This is a genomic window from Halomonas denitrificans (genome assembly GCF_003056305.1).
Taxonomy (GTDB): Bacteria; Pseudomonadota; Gammaproteobacteria; order Pseudomonadales; family Halomonadaceae; genus Halomonas; species Halomonas denitrificans.
The window spans coordinates 110,360-125,060 of record NZ_PYVX01000007.1 but is presented as its reverse complement, the minus strand read 5'-3'; the positions used below and the strand labels follow the sequence as shown (position 1 = coordinate 125,060).

Below are 14,701 nucleotides of genomic sequence, written 5' to 3'. Positions count from 1 at the left end.
TAGGCTGGTGCACATTGTCATCCGGCAGGGAGTCCGCCCATGGAACACTTCATGCAGGCCGCGCTCGAGGAGGCCCGCCAGGGGCTCGACGAGGGCGGCATCCCCATCGGCTCCGTGCTGGTACATCGCGGTGTCATCATCGGCCGCGGCCGCAATCGCCGCGTGCAGCTGGGCAGCGCGGTGTTGCACGGCGAGATGGATGCCCTGGAGAACGCCGGGCGCCATCCGGCCGAGGTCTACCGCGAGAGCACGCTCTATACCACGCTCTCGCCCTGTGCGATGTGCAGCGGCGCCATCCTCCTCTACGGCATCCCCCGGGTGGTGATCGGCGAGAACCGGACCTTCCTCGGCGAGGAGGCGCTGCTCGAGGAACGCGGCGTCGAGGTAGAGGTGTGGCAGGATCCCGAGTGCATCGCGCTGATGGAGGCCTTCATCGCCGCCTCGCCCGAGCTGTGGCACGAGGACATCGGCGAGTAGCCCCTGGCCGTCAGGGCATGGCGAGAGACCCTTGATCCGGGTCAAGTCGGCCGGGTGCTGCTACCTTGAGGGAGTCTGCTCCCGGGATGACGCCACGACGCCGTGGAGCAGGATGCGAGTGACATCGCGACCGCTCGTTCGGGCATGCCCGGCACATGGTCTCCAGCCGCCAGGGCGCGTGCGTCCGGCATGACGTTCTCCTCTGTCCTTGGAGACAGACGCTGCCAGGACCTTCATCTTGCCGATCCTCCGCCTGTTCGGGCCGTTTCTCCGCGACCGCCGTGCCCCATGATCCTCCCCCTGCCGCGTGCCGTGTGCTTCGCGTTGGGCGCAGCGATGATCGGGCTCGTGGTCGTGCCGACCGAGGCGGCATTCGACCGAGGGCTCAGTACCTCCGAGCTCGTCACGGGTCGCCTCTTCTGGGGGGCCGTGGCCGTGATGGGGGCCTGTTGCATGCAGCGCGCAAGGGCGCCCGGCCGACGCCTCCCTCGGGATCATCTCTCGCTACTGCGTAACGGCCTGCTCATCGGGTGGGCGACCATCTTTCTCTACAGCCTGGCGCTCGAGACCAACGACGTGACCCCGGTGATCATCACGCTGGTCGGCACGTCCGCCGTCGTCGGGTTCCTGGTCGAGACCTCCGGGCGTCTGCGCCTCGAGCATGTCTTCATCCTCACCTCCGTGCTGGTGGCGTTGATCGCCACGGTGCTCTCGGCGCACAACGCCCGTGCACAGGTCTCCTGGTCGCTCTGGGCGGCCGTGGTGAGTGGTGCGATCTACGGTCTGCTGCCTGTGCTGCTGCGTAGCCGGCATGCCGCCGACGACCTGGCGTCCGTCGGCTGGTACCTCGCCTACGGGTGCATCATCGCCGCGGCGCTGGCGCTGCTGACCACCGACACGACGCTCTCGGCCCTGCTCGAGGCCGCCGGCAACGGCGATGTCATCCTCGCGGGCGTGGTGGGCACCGGCCTCGGGTATACGCTCCTCCAGCTCGGCGTGGCCCGAGGCGCTGGGGGCGACCCCCTGAGCCCCGGGGTGGCGGGCCTCCTCTACGGTTTCGAGCCGATCACGGCGATCATCGCGGCGGCGCTCTGGCTGCGACAGCCGATCTCGCCCGAAACGCTCTTCTTCAGCGGCGCCTTCCTGATGCTGGCGTTCTCGGCAGGGTCGGTGCTCAAGGCGCGAATGGACTGAGCCCGAGGCGTCGCGGTCCCGGCCGATGGCGATACGCCCTTGATGTGGATCAACGCGGGGGAGCGGGGCGAGACTATATTTACCCTGGGCGAGCCCTCCCCGGCGTGTTCTCCCGGGCTTCCCCGCTCGCTCCCCTTACGATCCGATCACGAGGAGGTAGCGTCATGGCCAAGAAAGCATCCAAGGAGGTCCCGGTCTCGACCGAGCCGTCTGACCAGCCGTCGGAATCCCGGGCGATGAGCCCGTTTCGCGAGTTCGACCGCATGCTAGAGAGCTTCTTCGATCGCGGCCGGATGCCCTCTCGCTGGGAGCACCCCCTCTGGGAGCGCTTCGCCGCCTTCGAGAAGGGCATGCCCAAGGTTGACGTCATCGACCGCGACGCCGAGGTGGTGGTGCGGGCCGAGGCGCCGGGCTTCGAGCGCGAGGAGCTCGATGTCTCGGTGACCGACGGCGCGGTGACCATCAAGGGCGACCATCGCGAGGAGAGCAAGGAGGAGGAGGGCGAGTACTTCCGCTCGGAGATCTCCCGCGGCTCCTTCACCCGCACCGTGGCCCTGCCCGGCGAGGTCGACACCGACAAGGCCGAGGCCAGCTTCAAGAACGGCGTCCTGGAGCTGACGCTGCCGAAGCTCAAGCGCGCCAACCGCCGCAGGGTCGAGGTCAAGTAGCCGGCGTCGAGTGCCTCCAGGCGAACTGGGTCAGTCTACTGGGTCAGTCTATTAGGTCAGCCCATCAGATCGCGCAGCCGCTCCACGGCCAGGAACAGCTGTCGGCGCGGCTGCGCGCCCTCGAGCACCCCGGCGTGCTCGCCATCCAGCGAGAAGCGCAGGCCCGGCACGCCGCCGATGCCGAGCTCCCCGGCGAGGCGCTGATCGGCCAGTACCTGCTCGCGGAACTCCCCGGCGGCGAGCGAGCGCTCCAGCGCCGCGCCGTCCAGGCCGACCCCTTTCGCCGCCCGGGCGAGTTCCTCGGGATCGGCCAGGTCCAGACTCTCCTCGAAGAAGCCACGAAACAGCGCCGTGCGCATCGCCGCGGCGGCATCGGGGCGCTCATCGGTCTGTTCGGCGGCCCAGGCGCTGGCCTCGTGGGCGAGGCGAGAGCGGGGCTGCCGGCGGGGCAGGCGCAGGATCATGCCGCGCTCGGCCGCCATGGGGTAGACGGCCCGCGCCCAGACGTCGTGGAGGTAGTCGCCGTCGGGGTCGAGGGTCGGTTCCGGTGCGGGACGCAGCTCGAAGGCGCGCCAGCGGATCATGACCTCGCCCGCGAAGCGCTCGGCCAAGGCATCGAGTTCCGGCGCCTCCAGGTAGCAGAAGGGGCAGACGAAGTCGCTGAAGACGTCAAGGGTGATGCGCGGCCGGGTCATCGGGGCTCCTGAGTGTCGCGGCATGGCCCGGCAGCGTAGCAGCAGACCCAACGGAGGAAAATGATGTCGGTGCGAAACGTGGAACGTTGCGTGGTGCGGTGTCAGGCGCTGCGTGAGGCGGGTTCGGCGCGGATATGCAGGTGCACCGCACAGGCGACCCGCAGCATCGATGCGAGGTTGGGCACGGCTCCCTTGGTCGCCAGGACTTCCATGTAGAGCTCGCTGATGAACCGGCTGGTGGAGAGCTGCTGGTCCTGGGCCATCTGGTCGAGGATCTCCCAAAACTCCTGTTCAAGGCGAACGCTGGTCACGCTGCCCTGGACGCGCAGCGAGCGGGTGACGCATTCGTAGCGTCGGGGATCGGTGGAGGCATAGACGTGGCACATGACATCACTCCGCAGAATCAGGGCGCCGGAGCCACCCCGGCACACTCGACCTTGCCTGCTGCCGCTTGGCTTGAGCATTAGACCATCGTCGATGTAGTAACCCGCTGTTACCCCTCCGGCCATGCTAGTCACTACTCTCACTATCAGGTGGCCGGTACGCCGGTGTATCCCAACAACAATAAACCAGGCGCGGCCCAGAGGGCGCAGCGCCGCTCACCCCGGAGAGTTCAGCGATGAGTTCACCAACGATGTCCCGCCGTGTCTTTCTCAAGGCGAGTGGCGGCGTTCTGGCCGGTACCCTGGCCTTTGCCAGCGGCTCCATTGCTCTGCTGGCGCCCTCGCGGAGCTGGGCCATGCCGCTCGATAACTTGACCAGTCGCCAGGGCGAGGTCCTGCTGGCCGTCACCCGTCAAATCTTCCCCCATCCCGACCTCGAGGACGCCGTCTACGCCCATGTCGTGAAGAGTCTGGATCGCAAGACTCGGGCGGCGGATAACCTGGATCAGGTGAGCGCACTGGGCCACCTGCTCGACGAGGGCATTGCCGAGCTGGATGCCGCCGCCGGGGGCGACTTCCTGGCCATCGACGATGCCAGGCGGCTCGAGATCCTCACCCCCATGGGGGGAACTCCCTTCTTCGAGGCCATCCGTGGCGATGCCGTGGTATCGCTCTACGACAACCCTCTGGCCTTTGCCCATTTCGGCTACCAGGGCGCCGAGGGCGATGGCGGCTACCTGACGAAAGGCTTCAACGACCTCACCTGGCTGCCCGACCCTCCCCAGCCTCAGGGTGGTTACCTGCCCTTCGAGGAACCCACGGCCTGACGGGGCCGCCGAGCGATCGACGACCAGAACAACAACGCAACTGGAGACGCCAAGATGGCAATGACCGACAACCAGAAGACCTTCGCCCACGACGACGACAGCGTCGTCGTGGTGATCGGGTCCGGCGCGGGGGGCGGCACCCTGGCCAACGAGCTGGCCCAGCAGGGTGTCGATGTGGTGGTGTTGGAGGCCGGTGCCTTGCACACCACCGGCGACTTCCTGGCCGACGAGTGGGCCTCCTTCGCTCAGCTCGCCTGGCTGGATCCCCGGACCACCTCGGGCAGTTTCCGCCTCGCCAAGGACTTCCCCAACCTGCCGGCATGGATCGTCAAGTCGGTGGGTGGCACCACCGTTCACTGGGCCGGCGCCAGCCTGCGCCTCCAGCCCCACGAATTCGCCGCGCTGTCGACCTACGGCGAGGTGGAGGGGGCCAACCTGCTCGACTGGCCGCTCAGCTATGACGATCTTGCCCCCTATTACGACCTCGCCGAACGGCGCATGGGGGTAACGCGGACCAACGACATCAAGGGGTTGCCCGGCAACAACAACTTCAAGGTGATGTACAACGGGGCGAAGAACCTCGGTTATTCCTGCAACACGGGACACATGGCCATCAACAGCGCGCCTCGCGACGGACGCGCCGCCTGTCAGCAGCGCGGTTTCTGCTTCCAGGGCTGCAAGACTGGCGCCAAGTGGTCGACGCTCTACACCGAGCTGCCGGCGGGGATCGCCACCGGTCATCTGGAGCTGCGTCCCGAGTCCCATGTGGCCCGCATCGAGCATGATGGCAGTGGCAAGGTCACGGCGGTGGTCTATTTCGATGCCGCTGGCGAGGAGCAGCGTCAAAAGGCGCGACTCGTGGCGGTGGCCGGCAACTCCCTGGAGACGCCGCGACTGCTGCTCAACTCGGCCAGCACGATGTTTCCGGAGGGGCTTGCCAACGGCTCGGGCCAGGTGGGCCGCAACTACATGCGCCACATGACCGGCTCGGTCTACGCCACCTTCGATGAGCCGGTGCACATGTATCGCGGCACCACCATGGCCGGCATCGTCTCCGACGAGGCGCGCCATGATCCCGAGCGGGGCTTCGTCGGCGGCTACGAGATGGAGACCCTGTCGCTGGGCCTGCCGTTCATGGCGGCCTTCCTCGACCCCGGCGCCTGGGGGCCGCGCTTCACCGGTGCCCTCGACCAGTACGAGAACATGGCCGGCATGTGGCTGGTGGGCGAGGACCTGCCCCAGGAGAGCAACCGCGTGACCCTCAACCCCGAGGTCACCGACCGCTACGGGCTACCGGTGGCCAACGTCCACTACGATGACCATCCCAATGACATCTCCATGCGCGAGCACGGCTACCGCCAGGGCACCGAGCTCTATCGCTCGGTGGGGGCCAGGGATATCTACGAGGTGCCGCCGTATCCCTCGACCCATAACCTGGGCACCTGCCGGATGAGCGAGCGGCCCGAGGATGGGGTCTGCAACGGCTATGGCCAGGCCCACGAGATTCCTAACCTCTTCATCTCGGACGGCAGCCAGTTCACGACCTCCGCCGCGGAGAACCCCACACTGACGATCGTGTCGTTGGCGATCCGCCAAGCCGAGCATATCGGCCGGCTGATGCAGCAAGGCGTGGTCTGATGCGGTCACGGGACGCGCCCGGAGGAGCGGGCGCGTCTCTCGTCCCTCATAGGTTATCGATCAAGGAGTTGCGATATGAGCTTTGCAGGTGAGCAGTATCCCGGCGTCCAGGTGCCGCCCCCCGAGGCCGACGGCTTTCGCCTCAACCACACCATGCTCAGGATCAAGGACCCCGAGGCGTCGCTGAGCTTCTATACCCGGGTGTTCGGCATGAGGGTGCTGCGCAGGCTCGACTTCGAGGCGATGCAGTTCTCGCTCTACTTCCTGGCCCGTCCGGAAGCCGGCGAGACCGTTCCCGAGGAGACGGGCGAGCGCACCGTCTGGACCTTCAGCCAGCGCGGCGTGCTGGAGTTGACCCACAACTGGGGAACCGAGGGCCAGGAGGGGCGGATCTACCACGACGGCAATGCCGAACCGCAGGGCTTCGGCCACATCTGCTTCTCGGTGCCGGACCTGGAGGCGGCCGAGGCCTGGTTCGACGCCAACCAGGTGGAGTTCGTCAAGCGCTCCGACCAGGGCAAGATGAAGGACGTGGTGTTCGTCAAGGACGTCGACGGCTACTGGATTGAGGTCGTCCAGGCCGACCGGCTCTCCGCCCTGGGCGACTGAGCACCGGCCTACCCGGTTTCCCCGTCTCCTCGTGCCGCCCGCTCCTGGGGCAGCAGGGCGGCATGGATCATGGCGTTGACCGGGGTGTCGATGCCGGCCTCCCGACCGAGCCGCACCACCGCGCCGTTCTGGGACTCCAGCTCGGAGGGCCGACCCGCCATGATGTCACGCTGCATGGAGGCCGTGCTCTCGGCCGGCATCGCGTCGATGAACGCCATGGCACGCTCCACGGCGTCCTCCGGCAGGGCCACGCCCCGGGCACGGGCCACCGCCTCTATCTCGGCGAGCAGCTGCTCGGTCAGCGAGCGAGTCTCGGCAAGGGTGCGGGTCACCCCGAGGGGGGCCCGGGTGATGGCGCCGATGCCGCTCATCGCACAGATGAACTGGAACTTGCTCCAGACCGCGGCCTGGATGTCGTCGGGGATCTCGGCACGCACGCCAGGGGCGCGGTCCAGCACGGCCTGCAGGCGCCGTGCGCCCTCGGCCTGATCGGGACGACGGGGGCCCAGGCGCACGAAGGGGGAGACGCCGGCATGACGAATCCGGCCCGGGCCCTCCCGCCAGGCGAGGATTCCGCACAGGCCGTCGAGCACGCCGGCCTCGCCGAGGACCTCGGTCAGGGTGTCAGCGGCCTCCACGCCGTTCTCCAGAGGCAGCACCAGGGTGGCGGGGCCGACCATCGGATGGATCGCCTCGGCGGCCTCACGGACCTGCCAGGCCTTCACCGCCACGATCACCGCCTCCTGGATGCCCACCTTTCGCGGTGCATCGCTGGCGCTGGCCGGCGCGATGGTCACGTCGCCCTCGACGCTCGACACGGCGAGGCCGTCGCGACGGATCGCCGCGAGGTGCTCGCCGCGGGCGATGAAGGTGACGTCCTCCCCGGCCTGCGCCAGGCGGGCGCCGAAGTAGCCGCCCACGCCGCCGCTGCCCATGATCGCGATCTTCATCCAGCCTCTCCTCATCGTTCCGGGAATCCACCCCGGGAGCATACCGCCACGCGCGCGTCGGGGCGATGGCGCGACTGGAGCGGCGCGGTCGCTGGGTGTAGGCTTCCCGCCTCTTTCCATTGCCCAGGACATCAGCGATGAGCGATCTGCCCAACTGCCCCGAGTGCGGCTCCGAGTTCACCTACGACGACGGCATGCAATATGTCTGCCCGGAGTGCGGCCACGAGTGGTCGAAGGATGCCGCGGCGGCGGGCGAGGACGAGGCGGTGATCCGCGATGCCAACGGCAACCCGCTGGCCGACGGCGACACCGTGACGGTGATCAAGGACCTCAAGATCAAGGGCTCCTCCTCGGTGGTGAAGGTCGGCACCAAGGTCAAGAACATCCGCCTGGTCGACGGGGATCACGACATCGACTGCAAGATCGACGGCATCGGGCCGATGAAGCTCAAGTCGATGTTCGTCAAGAAGGCCTGAGGTCAGCCCCGGGGCGGTGCCGTCGGCAGGCAGCTCGGCAGGCTCTCGCGCAGCGAGCGGGGCAGGATGCCGAGGTCGGCAAAGCCGCCGACCTCGGCGTCGGCGACGTTGTCGGCCTGCATCAGGATCACCTGGTCGCGGGTCAGCGGTGGCCCGGGCAGCGGGCGGGCCAGGGCCGCGGCGAGCCGCCACGCCAGGAAGGGCAGCGGCACCAGGGGGCGTGAGCGCCCGAGGTGAACGAGCAGCGCCTCGAGGAGCTCGCGGTAGCGCAGTACCTCGGGGCCGCCGAGTTCGAAGAGGCGTCGCGGGGTCTTGGGGCGGCCGGTGAGCTGGGCGATGGCCCGGGCGACGTCGTTGACGTGCACCGGCTGCAGCCGGGTCTCGCCGCGCCCGAACAGCGGTATCAGCGGCAGTCGGGTGAGGCCCGCCAGGCCCGAGAGGAAGGCGTCGCGGGGGCCGAACATCACGCTCGGGCGCACGATGATCGCCTTGGGCATGGTGTCGAGCACCGCCGCCTCGCCTTGGGCGCGGGCCCGCACATAGGCCGAGGGCGAGTCGAGGCTGGCGCCGATTCCCGAGACCTGCACCAGCCGGGCGATGCCCGCTGCCCGGGCCAGGCGGGCCAGCCGGCCGGCGCCGGTCACGTGGATCGCCTCGAAGCTCGCCTCGCGGCTCTCCACGTAGAGGCTGACGGCGTTCACCACGGCGCCGGCGCCCGCCAGCGCCGCGGTCACGCTCGGCTCGTCACGCAGGTCGGCGGTGGCGAGCTCGATGACGTCACCCTCCTCGGCCCAGGCGGGCAGGGCCGGGTGGCGGGCGGCGATGCGCACCGACCGACCGCTCTCCACCAGCTCCCGGACGATGGCGCCACCGAGAAAACCGGTGCCGCCGAAGACCACTACGGGGGCCTCGCGCATCATCGTCTCTCCTGTCCTCTTCCTGGGCGGCGCCACGCGCCGCCGGTCGTGTGGCCGCGTCGCTCAGTCGCGGCGCGGGCCATCGTCCCGGCGGGTCGCGTCCGAACGGGCGATCGCTCGCTTGACCAGGCGAAACACCAGCCAGTGCAGGGCGGCCAGCACTGCCAGCGCCGCGCCGATCAGCAGCATGAAGGATGTCGTCATCGTCTCGGCCTCCAGGGGATCAGCGTCATGCTACCGAGGTGCCGCGACGCTGGAAAGATCGGGTGTCGATCAAATGAGAATGATTGGCATTATTTATCGAATGGCGGCGAACGTGCCGCGATCCTGCCGGCTATGCGGCTTCCCGGGCGGCGGGGCTTCACATCAAATTCATACAGGACTAAACTGGTCCCCAATCGAAACACGAGGGGGTCGAACCCCGGGGAGTCAGGCCTTGCTGAAGCTTTCCAGACTGACCGACTACGCGGCGGTGGTGATGGCGCAGATCGCCCGGCACCCCGAGCAGCCCCATGCCGCGGCGGAGCTCGCCGAGGCGGTCCAGCTGCCGCATCCCACGGTCAGCAAGACGCTGAAGATGCTGGTGCGCGCCGGGCTGCTGGAGTCGCGCCGCGGCGCCCAGGGCGGCTACTCGCTGGCGCGCCCGGCGTCCCGAATCACCGCCAGCGACATCATCTCGGCCATCGAGGGTCCCGTGGCCATGACCGAGTGCAGCCAAGCTGGTGGCGACTGCGATCTGGCCGCCACCTGCGGGGTCGCCGACAACTGGCAGCGCGTCTCGCTGGCCATCCGCACCCTGCTCGACAGCGTCACCCTGGCCCACCTGGCCGATACCAATCCGATCAAGCTGCCGGTGCAGCTGCCCATTCAGAGCGTGAGTCTGGCCGTCGAGGCCTGACGCACTCGAGTATTTCACTACCCGAGGCGAGCCCGCGCTCGCCGACCCAACCGCCCGGGAGGGGAGACATCATGGCAAGTCAGGAAATGGAACAGCTTGTCCGTCGCGAATACAAGGAAGGTTTCGTGACCGACATCGAGAGCGACACGGTACCGCCCGGCCTGGACGAGAGCACCATCGCCTTCATCTCGAACAAGAAGGGCGAGCCGGAGTGGATGCTGGAGTGGCGCCTCAAGGCCTACCACCAGTGGCTCAAGATGACGCCCCCCTCCTGGGCGCATCTCGACTACCCGCCCATCGACTACCAGGCGATCTCCTACTATAGCGCGCCCAAGCGCGACGAGGACAAGCCCCAGAGCCTCGACGAGGTCGACCCCAAGCTGCTCGAGACCTACGAGAAGCTCGGCATCCCGCTGCACGAGCGGGCGGCCCTGGCGGGCGTGGCGGTGGACGCGGTCTTCGACTCCGTCTCGGTGACCACCACCTTCAAGGAGAAGCTGCACGAGGCGGGGGTGATCTTCTGTTCCATCTCCGAGGCGATCCGCGACTACCCGGAGCTGGTCAAGCAGTACCTCGGCAGCGTGGTGCCCCAGGGCGACAACTACTTCGCGGCGCTCAACTCGGCGGTCTTCACCGACGGCTCCTTCGTCTTCGTGCCGGAGGGCGTGACCTGCCCGATGGAGCTCTCCACCTACTTCCGCATCAACGCCGCCAACACCGGCCAGTTCGAGCGCACCCTGATCGTCTGCGAGAGCCGTGCCCAGGTCTCCTACCTGGAGGGCTGTACCGCGCCCCAGCGCGACGAGAACCAGCTGCACGCCGCGGTGGTCGAGCTGGTGGCCCTGGAAGACGCCTACATCAAGTACTCCACGGTGCAGAACTGGTACCCGGGCGATGAGGACGGCAAGGGCGGCATCTACAACTTCGTCACCAAGCGCGGCGACTGCCGCGGCGACCGCTCGCGGATCAGCTGGACCCAGGTCGAGACCGGCTCGGCCATCACCTGGAAGTACCCCTCCTGCGTGCTGCGTGGCAAGGACAGCATCGGCGAGTTCTACTCCGTGGCGGTGACCAACGGCCGCCAGCAGGCCGATACCGGCACCAAGATGATCCACATCGGCGAGGGCACCCGCTCCAGCATCATCTCCAAGGGCATCTCGGCGGGGCGCAGCAACCAGTCCTATCGCGGCCTGGTGAAGGTGGGCCCGCGGGCCAAGGGCGCGCGCAACTTCACCCAGTGCGACTCCCTGCTGATCGGCGACCAGTGCGGTGCCCACACCTTCCCCTACCAGGAGATCGGCAACAGCACCGCCACGGTGGAGCACGAGGCCACCACCTCCAAGATCGGCGAGGACCAGCTCTTCTACTGCCAGAGCCGGGGCATCTCCGAGGAGGACGCGGTCAGCATGATCGTCAACGGCTTCTGCAAGGACGTCTTCCAGGAGCTGCCGATGGAGTTCGCCGTGGAGGCCGAGGCGCTCTTGAACGTCACTCTGGAAGGCGCCGTCGGTTGAGTAAACGGCGGCACATCGCCTGCACGTTTCTCCGGGTTCGCAAAAAGGTCAACACATTCAAGGAGTCGCGCCGGCGGCTCACCACGAATCAAAGGTAGTCAACATGCTCGAAGTCAAGGATCTGCACGTCACGGTCGAGGGTTCCGAGATCCTCAAGGGCCTCACCCTGACCATCAACGCCGGTGAGGTCCACGCCATCATGGGCCCCAACGGGGCCGGCAAGTCGACCCTCTCGGCGGTGATCGCCGGCAAGGACGGCTACGAGGTGACCCAGGGCTCGATCACCTTCGAGGGCCAGGACGTGCTGGAGATGGAGATCGAGGAGCGCGCCCGCGCCGGCCTGCTGCTGGGCTTCCAGTACCCGGTGGAGATCCCGGGGGTGAAGAACATCTACCTGCTCAAGGCGGCACTGAACGCCAAGCGCGAGGCCGAGGGGCTGGGCGAGATCCCGGCGCCGGAGTTCATGAAGCTGATCAAGGAGAAGGTGGCGGCCATGAAGATGGACACCAGCTTCCTGCAGCGGGCCGTCAACGAGGGCTTCTCCGGCGGCGAGAAGAAGCGTAACGAGATCCTGCAGATGCTGGTGCTCGAGCCGCGCCTCGCCATGCTCGACGAGATCGACTCCGGCCTCGACATCGACGCCATGAAGGTGGTGGCCGAGGGCGTCAACTCCCTGCGCGCCGAGGACCGCGCCATCCTGCTGGTGACCCACTACCAGCGCCTGCTCGACTACATCGTGCCGGACCGGGTCCACGTGCTGGTCGACGGCCGCATCGTCAAGAGCGGCGACGCCGCGCTCGCCCTCGAGCTCGAGAGCCGTGGCTATGACTGGGTGCAGGAGGAGTCCGCGGCATGAGTGATGACGTGAAGACCTTCCTCGACCGCCTGGCCGAGCGCAACGAAGCGCGGGGGCCGGAACCCACCTGGATCGCCGCTCGGCGCCAGGCGGGCGCCGCGCGCTTCGAGGCCATGGGCTTTCCCCATCGCCGGGTCGAGGCCTGGAAGTACACCGACGTGCGCGTCATCGCCCGGGGCGACTTCGCCCTGGCCGAGAACGCCGACTTCTCGCCCGCCAGCGCGGCGGCGCTGACGCTGCCGATGGAGGCGCACCGCCTGACCTTCGTCGACGGTGTCTTCGCCCCGGCCCTGTCGCAGCTCGACGCGCTGCCCCAGGGCGTGCATCTGTTGCCGCTCTCGGCGGCGCTGGAGGAGAACCACGAGGCCGTGGGCGGTCCGCTGGGCCGGCTGACCGGCGTCGACTTCTCCTCCTTCGCCGCGCTCAACACCGCCTTCATGGAGGAGGGCGCCGTGCTGCGCCTGGCGCCGGGCACCGTGGTCGAGAAGCCCATCGTGCTGCAGTTCCTCTCCCGGGCAGGCGAGCAGGCGGTGATGAGCCACCCGCGCATCCTGGTCGAGATGGCCGGGCGCAGCGAGGCCACGGTGATCGAGCATCACGTGGGCGAGGACGGCGCCGCCAACTTCACCAACCTGGTCGAGGAGATCATCCTCGAGCGCGGCGCCATCCTCACCCACTACAAGCTGCAGGAGGCCGCGCTCCAGGACCTGCACGTGGCCAGCATCCACGTCGAGCAGGCCCGCGATAGCCGCTACACCTCCTTCAACCTCAATCTGGGCGGCGGCCTGGTGCGTAACGACCTGGTGGCCGAGCTCAACGGCCAGGGCGCCGAGGCCAACCTCTACGGCCTGTTCTACGGCCAGGGGCGCCAGCACGTGGACAACCACACCCTGGTCAACCACAACGCGCCGCGCACCTACTCCAACGAGAACTACAAGGGCATTCTCGACGACCGCGCCCATGGCGTGTTCAACGGCAAGGTGATGGTCAAGCGCGACAGCCAGCAGATCGAGGGCTACCAGAGCAACGCCAACCTGCTGCTCTCCGACCGCGCCGAGATCGACACCAAGCCCGAGCTCGAGATCTACGCCGACGACGTCAAGTGCTCCCACGGCAGCACCACCGGCCAGCTCGACGAGGAGGCGGTGTTCGCCCTGCGCACCCGCGGCATCGACGAGCAGACGGCCCGGGGCCTGTTGACCCTGGCCTTCGCCGGCGAGGTGATGGAGCAGGTGGACCTCGACGCCGTGGCCGAGCGGGTCGAGCTGGCCGTGGCCGGCAAGCTGCCCGAGCGTTTCCACCTGGCCGGCCTGGTGGAAGCGGCCGTGGCCCTGAACGAGGAGTAAGCGATGGCCGATTTCAGCGACCTGACGCTGGACGTGGCGAAGCTGCGCCGCGACTTCCCGATCCTCGATCGGGAGGTCCACGGCAAGCCGCTCGTCTACCTGGACAATGCCGCGACCAGCCAGACGCCGCGCCAGGTGATCGAGGTGTTCGACGACTACTACGGTCGGTACAACGCCAACATCCACCGCGGCCTGCATACCCTGGCCGACGAGGCCACCGCGGCCTTCGAGGGCACGCGCGAGACGGTGCGCGCCTTTTTGAACGCCGCCGACCACCGCGAGATCGTCTTCACCCGCGGCACCACCGAGGCGATCAACCTGGTGGCGAACAGCTGGGGGCGGGCCAACCTCAAGGCCGGCGACGAGGTGCTGATCTCGCGTCTCGAGCACCACTCCAACATCGTGCCCTGGCAGCTGCTGGCCGGCGAGCTCGGCTTCACCATCAAGGTGATCCCGGTCGATGAGCGTGGCGCGCTGGACCTCGCGGCCTACCGCGATCTGTTCACCGAGCGCACCAAGCTGGTTGCGGTGAACCACATCTCCAACGCCTTCGGCACCGTCAACCCGGTGGCCGAGATGGCCCGCGTGGCCCATGAGCACGGCGCCCGCATCCTGGTCGACGGCGCCCAGGCCGCGCCCCACCAGGCCATCGACGTCCAGGCCATCGGCGCCGACTTCTACGCCTTCTCCGGCCACAAGGTCTACGGGCCCACCGGCGTCGGCGTGCTCTACGGTCGCGCCGAACTGCTCGAGGCGATGCCGCCCTGGCAGGGCGGCGGCGAGATGATCAAGACGGTCTCCCTCGAGGCGCCGACCACCTTCGCCGACATCCCGCACAAGTTCGAGGCGGGCACCCCGGCCATCGCCGAGGTGATTGCCCTGGGGCGGGCCCTCCAGTGGGTCGGCGACATCGGCCTGCCGCTGATCGGCGCCTGGGAGGCGCGGCTGCTCGAGCACGCCACCGAGGGCGTGGCCGGCATCGAGGGGCTGCGCATCCTGGGCACCGCGCCGGAGAAGGCCGGCGTGCTCTCCTTCGTGGTCGACGGCGCCCACTCCCAGGACATCGGCCTGCTGATCGATCAGCTCGGCGTGGCGATCCGTACCGGCCACCACTGCGCCCAGCCGCTGCTGTCCTGGTTCGGCGTGGACGCGACCTGCCGCGCCTCCTTCGCCGCCTACAACACCCCCGAGGAGATCGACGTCTTCATCGAGGGGCTCGACCGCGTCGTCGGCATGCTGCGCTGAGGCCTATC

Annotated in this window: 17 protein-coding genes; 12 read left to right on the top strand and 5 right to left on the bottom strand. The window is 68.2% G+C overall.

Features of this window, described 5'->3' with window-relative positions; all coding sequences use genetic code 11:
- The first annotated feature begins 39 nt into the window (after positions 1-39).
- The 3 genes from C9F13_RS15730 (at position 40) to C9F13_RS15720 (ending at position 2,339) form a co-directional block, all read left to right on the top strand.
- Positions 40-477 (top strand): nucleoside deaminase, encoded by a 438-nt coding sequence (locus tag C9F13_RS15730; RefSeq protein WP_108447195.1) that lies wholly within the window; start codon positions 40-42, stop codon positions 475-477.
- A gap of 288 nt (positions 478-765) precedes the next feature.
- On the top strand, positions 766-1,671 hold the full coding sequence (locus tag C9F13_RS15725) for an EamA family transporter (RefSeq protein WP_108447194.1): 906 nt from the start codon (positions 766-768) through the stop codon (positions 1,669-1,671).
- Between the two features lie 164 nt (positions 1,672-1,835).
- Positions 1,836-2,339, top strand: coding sequence for an Hsp20/alpha crystallin family protein (locus C9F13_RS15720; RefSeq protein ID WP_108447193.1), 504 nt, complete (start codon positions 1,836-1,838; stop codon positions 2,337-2,339).
- 56 nt (positions 2,340-2,395) lie between these two features.
- Here the strand turns inward: C9F13_RS15720 and C9F13_RS15715 are convergent, their stop codons facing one another.
- Positions 2,396-3,034, bottom strand: coding sequence for a DsbA family oxidoreductase (locus C9F13_RS15715; RefSeq protein WP_108447192.1), 639 nt, complete (start codon positions 3,032-3,034; stop codon positions 2,396-2,398).
- 101 nt (positions 3,035-3,135) lie between these two features.
- Positions 3,136-3,420: a ribbon-helix-helix domain-containing protein gene (locus C9F13_RS15710; RefSeq protein WP_108447191.1), complete on the bottom strand. Its 285-nt coding sequence runs from the start codon at positions 3,418-3,420 to the stop codon at positions 3,136-3,138.
- A gap of 233 nt (positions 3,421-3,653) precedes the next feature.
- Here C9F13_RS15710 and C9F13_RS15705 point away from each other — a divergent pair, with 233 nt between their 5' ends.
- The 3 genes from C9F13_RS15705 to gloA all read left to right on the top strand — a co-directional run bounded on the left by C9F13_RS15705 (position 3,654) and on the right by gloA (position 6,491).
- A complete protein-coding gene (locus C9F13_RS15705; RefSeq protein WP_108447190.1) occupies positions 3,654-4,244 on the top strand; it encodes a twin-arginine translocation signal domain-containing protein in 591 nt (196 codons plus the stop codon).
- 54 nt (positions 4,245-4,298) lie between these two features.
- Positions 4,299-5,882 (top strand): GMC family oxidoreductase, encoded by a 1,584-nt coding sequence (locus C9F13_RS15700; protein WP_211310983.1) that lies wholly within the window; start codon positions 4,299-4,301, stop codon positions 5,880-5,882.
- 75 nt (positions 5,883-5,957) lie between these two features.
- Positions 5,958-6,491, top strand: coding sequence for a lactoylglutathione lyase (gene gloA, locus C9F13_RS15695; RefSeq protein ID WP_108447188.1), 534 nt, complete (start codon positions 5,958-5,960; stop codon positions 6,489-6,491).
- A gap of 8 nt (positions 6,492-6,499) precedes the next feature.
- Here the strand turns inward: gloA and C9F13_RS15690 are convergent, their stop codons facing one another.
- Positions 6,500-7,441: a 2-dehydropantoate 2-reductase gene (locus C9F13_RS15690; RefSeq protein WP_108447187.1), complete on the bottom strand. Its 942-nt coding sequence runs from the start codon at positions 7,439-7,441 to the stop codon at positions 6,500-6,502.
- Positions 7,442-7,578: 137 nt separating this feature from the next.
- Here C9F13_RS15690 and C9F13_RS15685 point away from each other — a divergent pair, with 137 nt between their 5' ends.
- Positions 7,579-7,917 carry a zinc ribbon domain-containing protein YjdM gene (locus C9F13_RS15685; RefSeq protein ID WP_108447186.1) on the top strand — a complete coding sequence of 113 codons (339 nt, stop codon included), beginning with the start codon at positions 7,579-7,581 and terminating at the stop codon, positions 7,915-7,917.
- Positions 7,918-7,919: 2 nt separating this feature from the next.
- On the opposite strand, the gene C9F13_RS15680 is transcribed toward C9F13_RS15685, so the two are convergent.
- Both C9F13_RS15680 and C9F13_RS17555 read right to left on the bottom strand, forming a co-directional pair.
- The gene (locus tag C9F13_RS15680) at positions 7,920-8,834 is read right to left on the bottom strand and encodes a complex I NDUFA9 subunit family protein (RefSeq protein ID WP_108447237.1); all 915 of its coding nucleotides are present in this window, start codon (positions 8,832-8,834) and stop codon (positions 7,920-7,922) included.
- A gap of 63 nt (positions 8,835-8,897) precedes the next feature.
- Positions 8,898-9,038, bottom strand: coding sequence for a hypothetical protein (locus C9F13_RS17555; protein WP_157955216.1), 141 nt, complete (start codon positions 9,036-9,038; stop codon positions 8,898-8,900).
- Positions 9,039-9,270: 232 nt separating this feature from the next.
- On the opposite strand from C9F13_RS17555, the gene C9F13_RS15675 reads away from it, so the two are divergent.
- From C9F13_RS15675 to C9F13_RS15655, 5 genes are all read left to right on the top strand, one after another.
- Positions 9,271-9,732, top strand: a complete 462-nt coding sequence (locus tag C9F13_RS15675; RefSeq protein ID WP_108447185.1) for an SUF system Fe-S cluster assembly regulator — start codon at positions 9,271-9,273, stop codon at positions 9,730-9,732.
- 71 nt (positions 9,733-9,803) lie between these two features.
- Positions 9,804-11,246, top strand: a complete 1,443-nt coding sequence (gene sufB, locus C9F13_RS15670) for a Fe-S cluster assembly protein SufB (RefSeq protein ID WP_108447184.1) — start codon at positions 9,804-9,806, stop codon at positions 11,244-11,246.
- A 103-nt stretch (positions 11,247-11,349) separates the two neighbouring features.
- Positions 11,350-12,102: a Fe-S cluster assembly ATPase SufC gene (sufC, locus tag C9F13_RS15665; protein ID WP_108447183.1), complete on the top strand. Its 753-nt coding sequence runs from the start codon at positions 11,350-11,352 to the stop codon at positions 12,100-12,102.
- Complete coding sequence (sufD, locus tag C9F13_RS15660) at positions 12,099-13,448, top strand: Fe-S cluster assembly protein SufD (protein ID WP_108447182.1); 1,350 nt, start codon at positions 12,099-12,101, stop codon at positions 13,446-13,448. Before sufC ends, sufD begins: the two co-directional genes overlap by 4 nt.
- 3 nt (positions 13,449-13,451) lie before the next feature.
- Positions 13,452-14,693, top strand: coding sequence for an aminotransferase class V-fold PLP-dependent enzyme (locus C9F13_RS15655; protein ID WP_108447181.1), 1,242 nt, complete (start codon positions 13,452-13,454; stop codon positions 14,691-14,693).
- The last annotated feature ends 8 nt before the right edge of the window (positions 14,694-14,701 follow it).

Coding starts and splice junctions, on each gene's coding strand:
- C9F13_RS15730 (WP_108447195.1), top strand. CDS start 40: ATGGAACACTTCATGCAGGCCGCGCTCGAGGAGGCCCGCCAGGGGCTC.
- C9F13_RS15725 (WP_108447194.1), top strand. CDS start 766: ATGATCCTCCCCCTGCCGCGTGCCGTGTGCTTCGCGTTGGGCGCAGCG.
- C9F13_RS15720 (WP_108447193.1), top strand. CDS start 1,836: ATGGCCAAGAAAGCATCCAAGGAGGTCCCGGTCTCGACCGAGCCGTCT.
- C9F13_RS15715 (WP_108447192.1), bottom strand. CDS start 3,034: ATGACCCGGCCGCGCATCACCCTTGACGTCTTCAGCGACTTCGTCTGC.
- C9F13_RS15710 (WP_108447191.1), bottom strand. CDS start 3,420: ATGTGCCACGTCTATGCCTCCACCGATCCCCGACGCTACGAATGCGTC.
- C9F13_RS15705 (WP_108447190.1), top strand. CDS start 3,654: ATGAGTTCACCAACGATGTCCCGCCGTGTCTTTCTCAAGGCGAGTGGC.
- C9F13_RS15700 (WP_211310983.1), top strand. CDS start 4,299: ATGGCAATGACCGACAACCAGAAGACCTTCGCCCACGACGACGACAGC.
- gloA (WP_108447188.1), top strand. CDS start 5,958: ATGAGCTTTGCAGGTGAGCAGTATCCCGGCGTCCAGGTGCCGCCCCCC.
- C9F13_RS15690 (WP_108447187.1), bottom strand. CDS start 7,441: ATGAAGATCGCGATCATGGGCAGCGGCGGCGTGGGCGGCTACTTCGGC.
- C9F13_RS15685 (WP_108447186.1), top strand. CDS start 7,579: ATGAGCGATCTGCCCAACTGCCCCGAGTGCGGCTCCGAGTTCACCTAC.
- C9F13_RS15680 (WP_108447237.1), bottom strand. CDS start 8,834: ATGCGCGAGGCCCCCGTAGTGGTCTTCGGCGGCACCGGTTTTCTCGGT.
- C9F13_RS17555 (WP_157955216.1), bottom strand. CDS start 9,038: ATGACGACATCCTTCATGCTGCTGATCGGCGCGGCGCTGGCAGTGCTG.
- sufB (WP_108447184.1), top strand. CDS start 9,804: ATGGCAAGTCAGGAAATGGAACAGCTTGTCCGTCGCGAATACAAGGAA.
- sufC (WP_108447183.1), top strand. CDS start 11,350: ATGCTCGAAGTCAAGGATCTGCACGTCACGGTCGAGGGTTCCGAGATC.
- sufD (WP_108447182.1), top strand. CDS start 12,099: ATGAGTGATGACGTGAAGACCTTCCTCGACCGCCTGGCCGAGCGCAAC.
- C9F13_RS15655 (WP_108447181.1), top strand. CDS start 13,452: ATGGCCGATTTCAGCGACCTGACGCTGGACGTGGCGAAGCTGCGCCGC.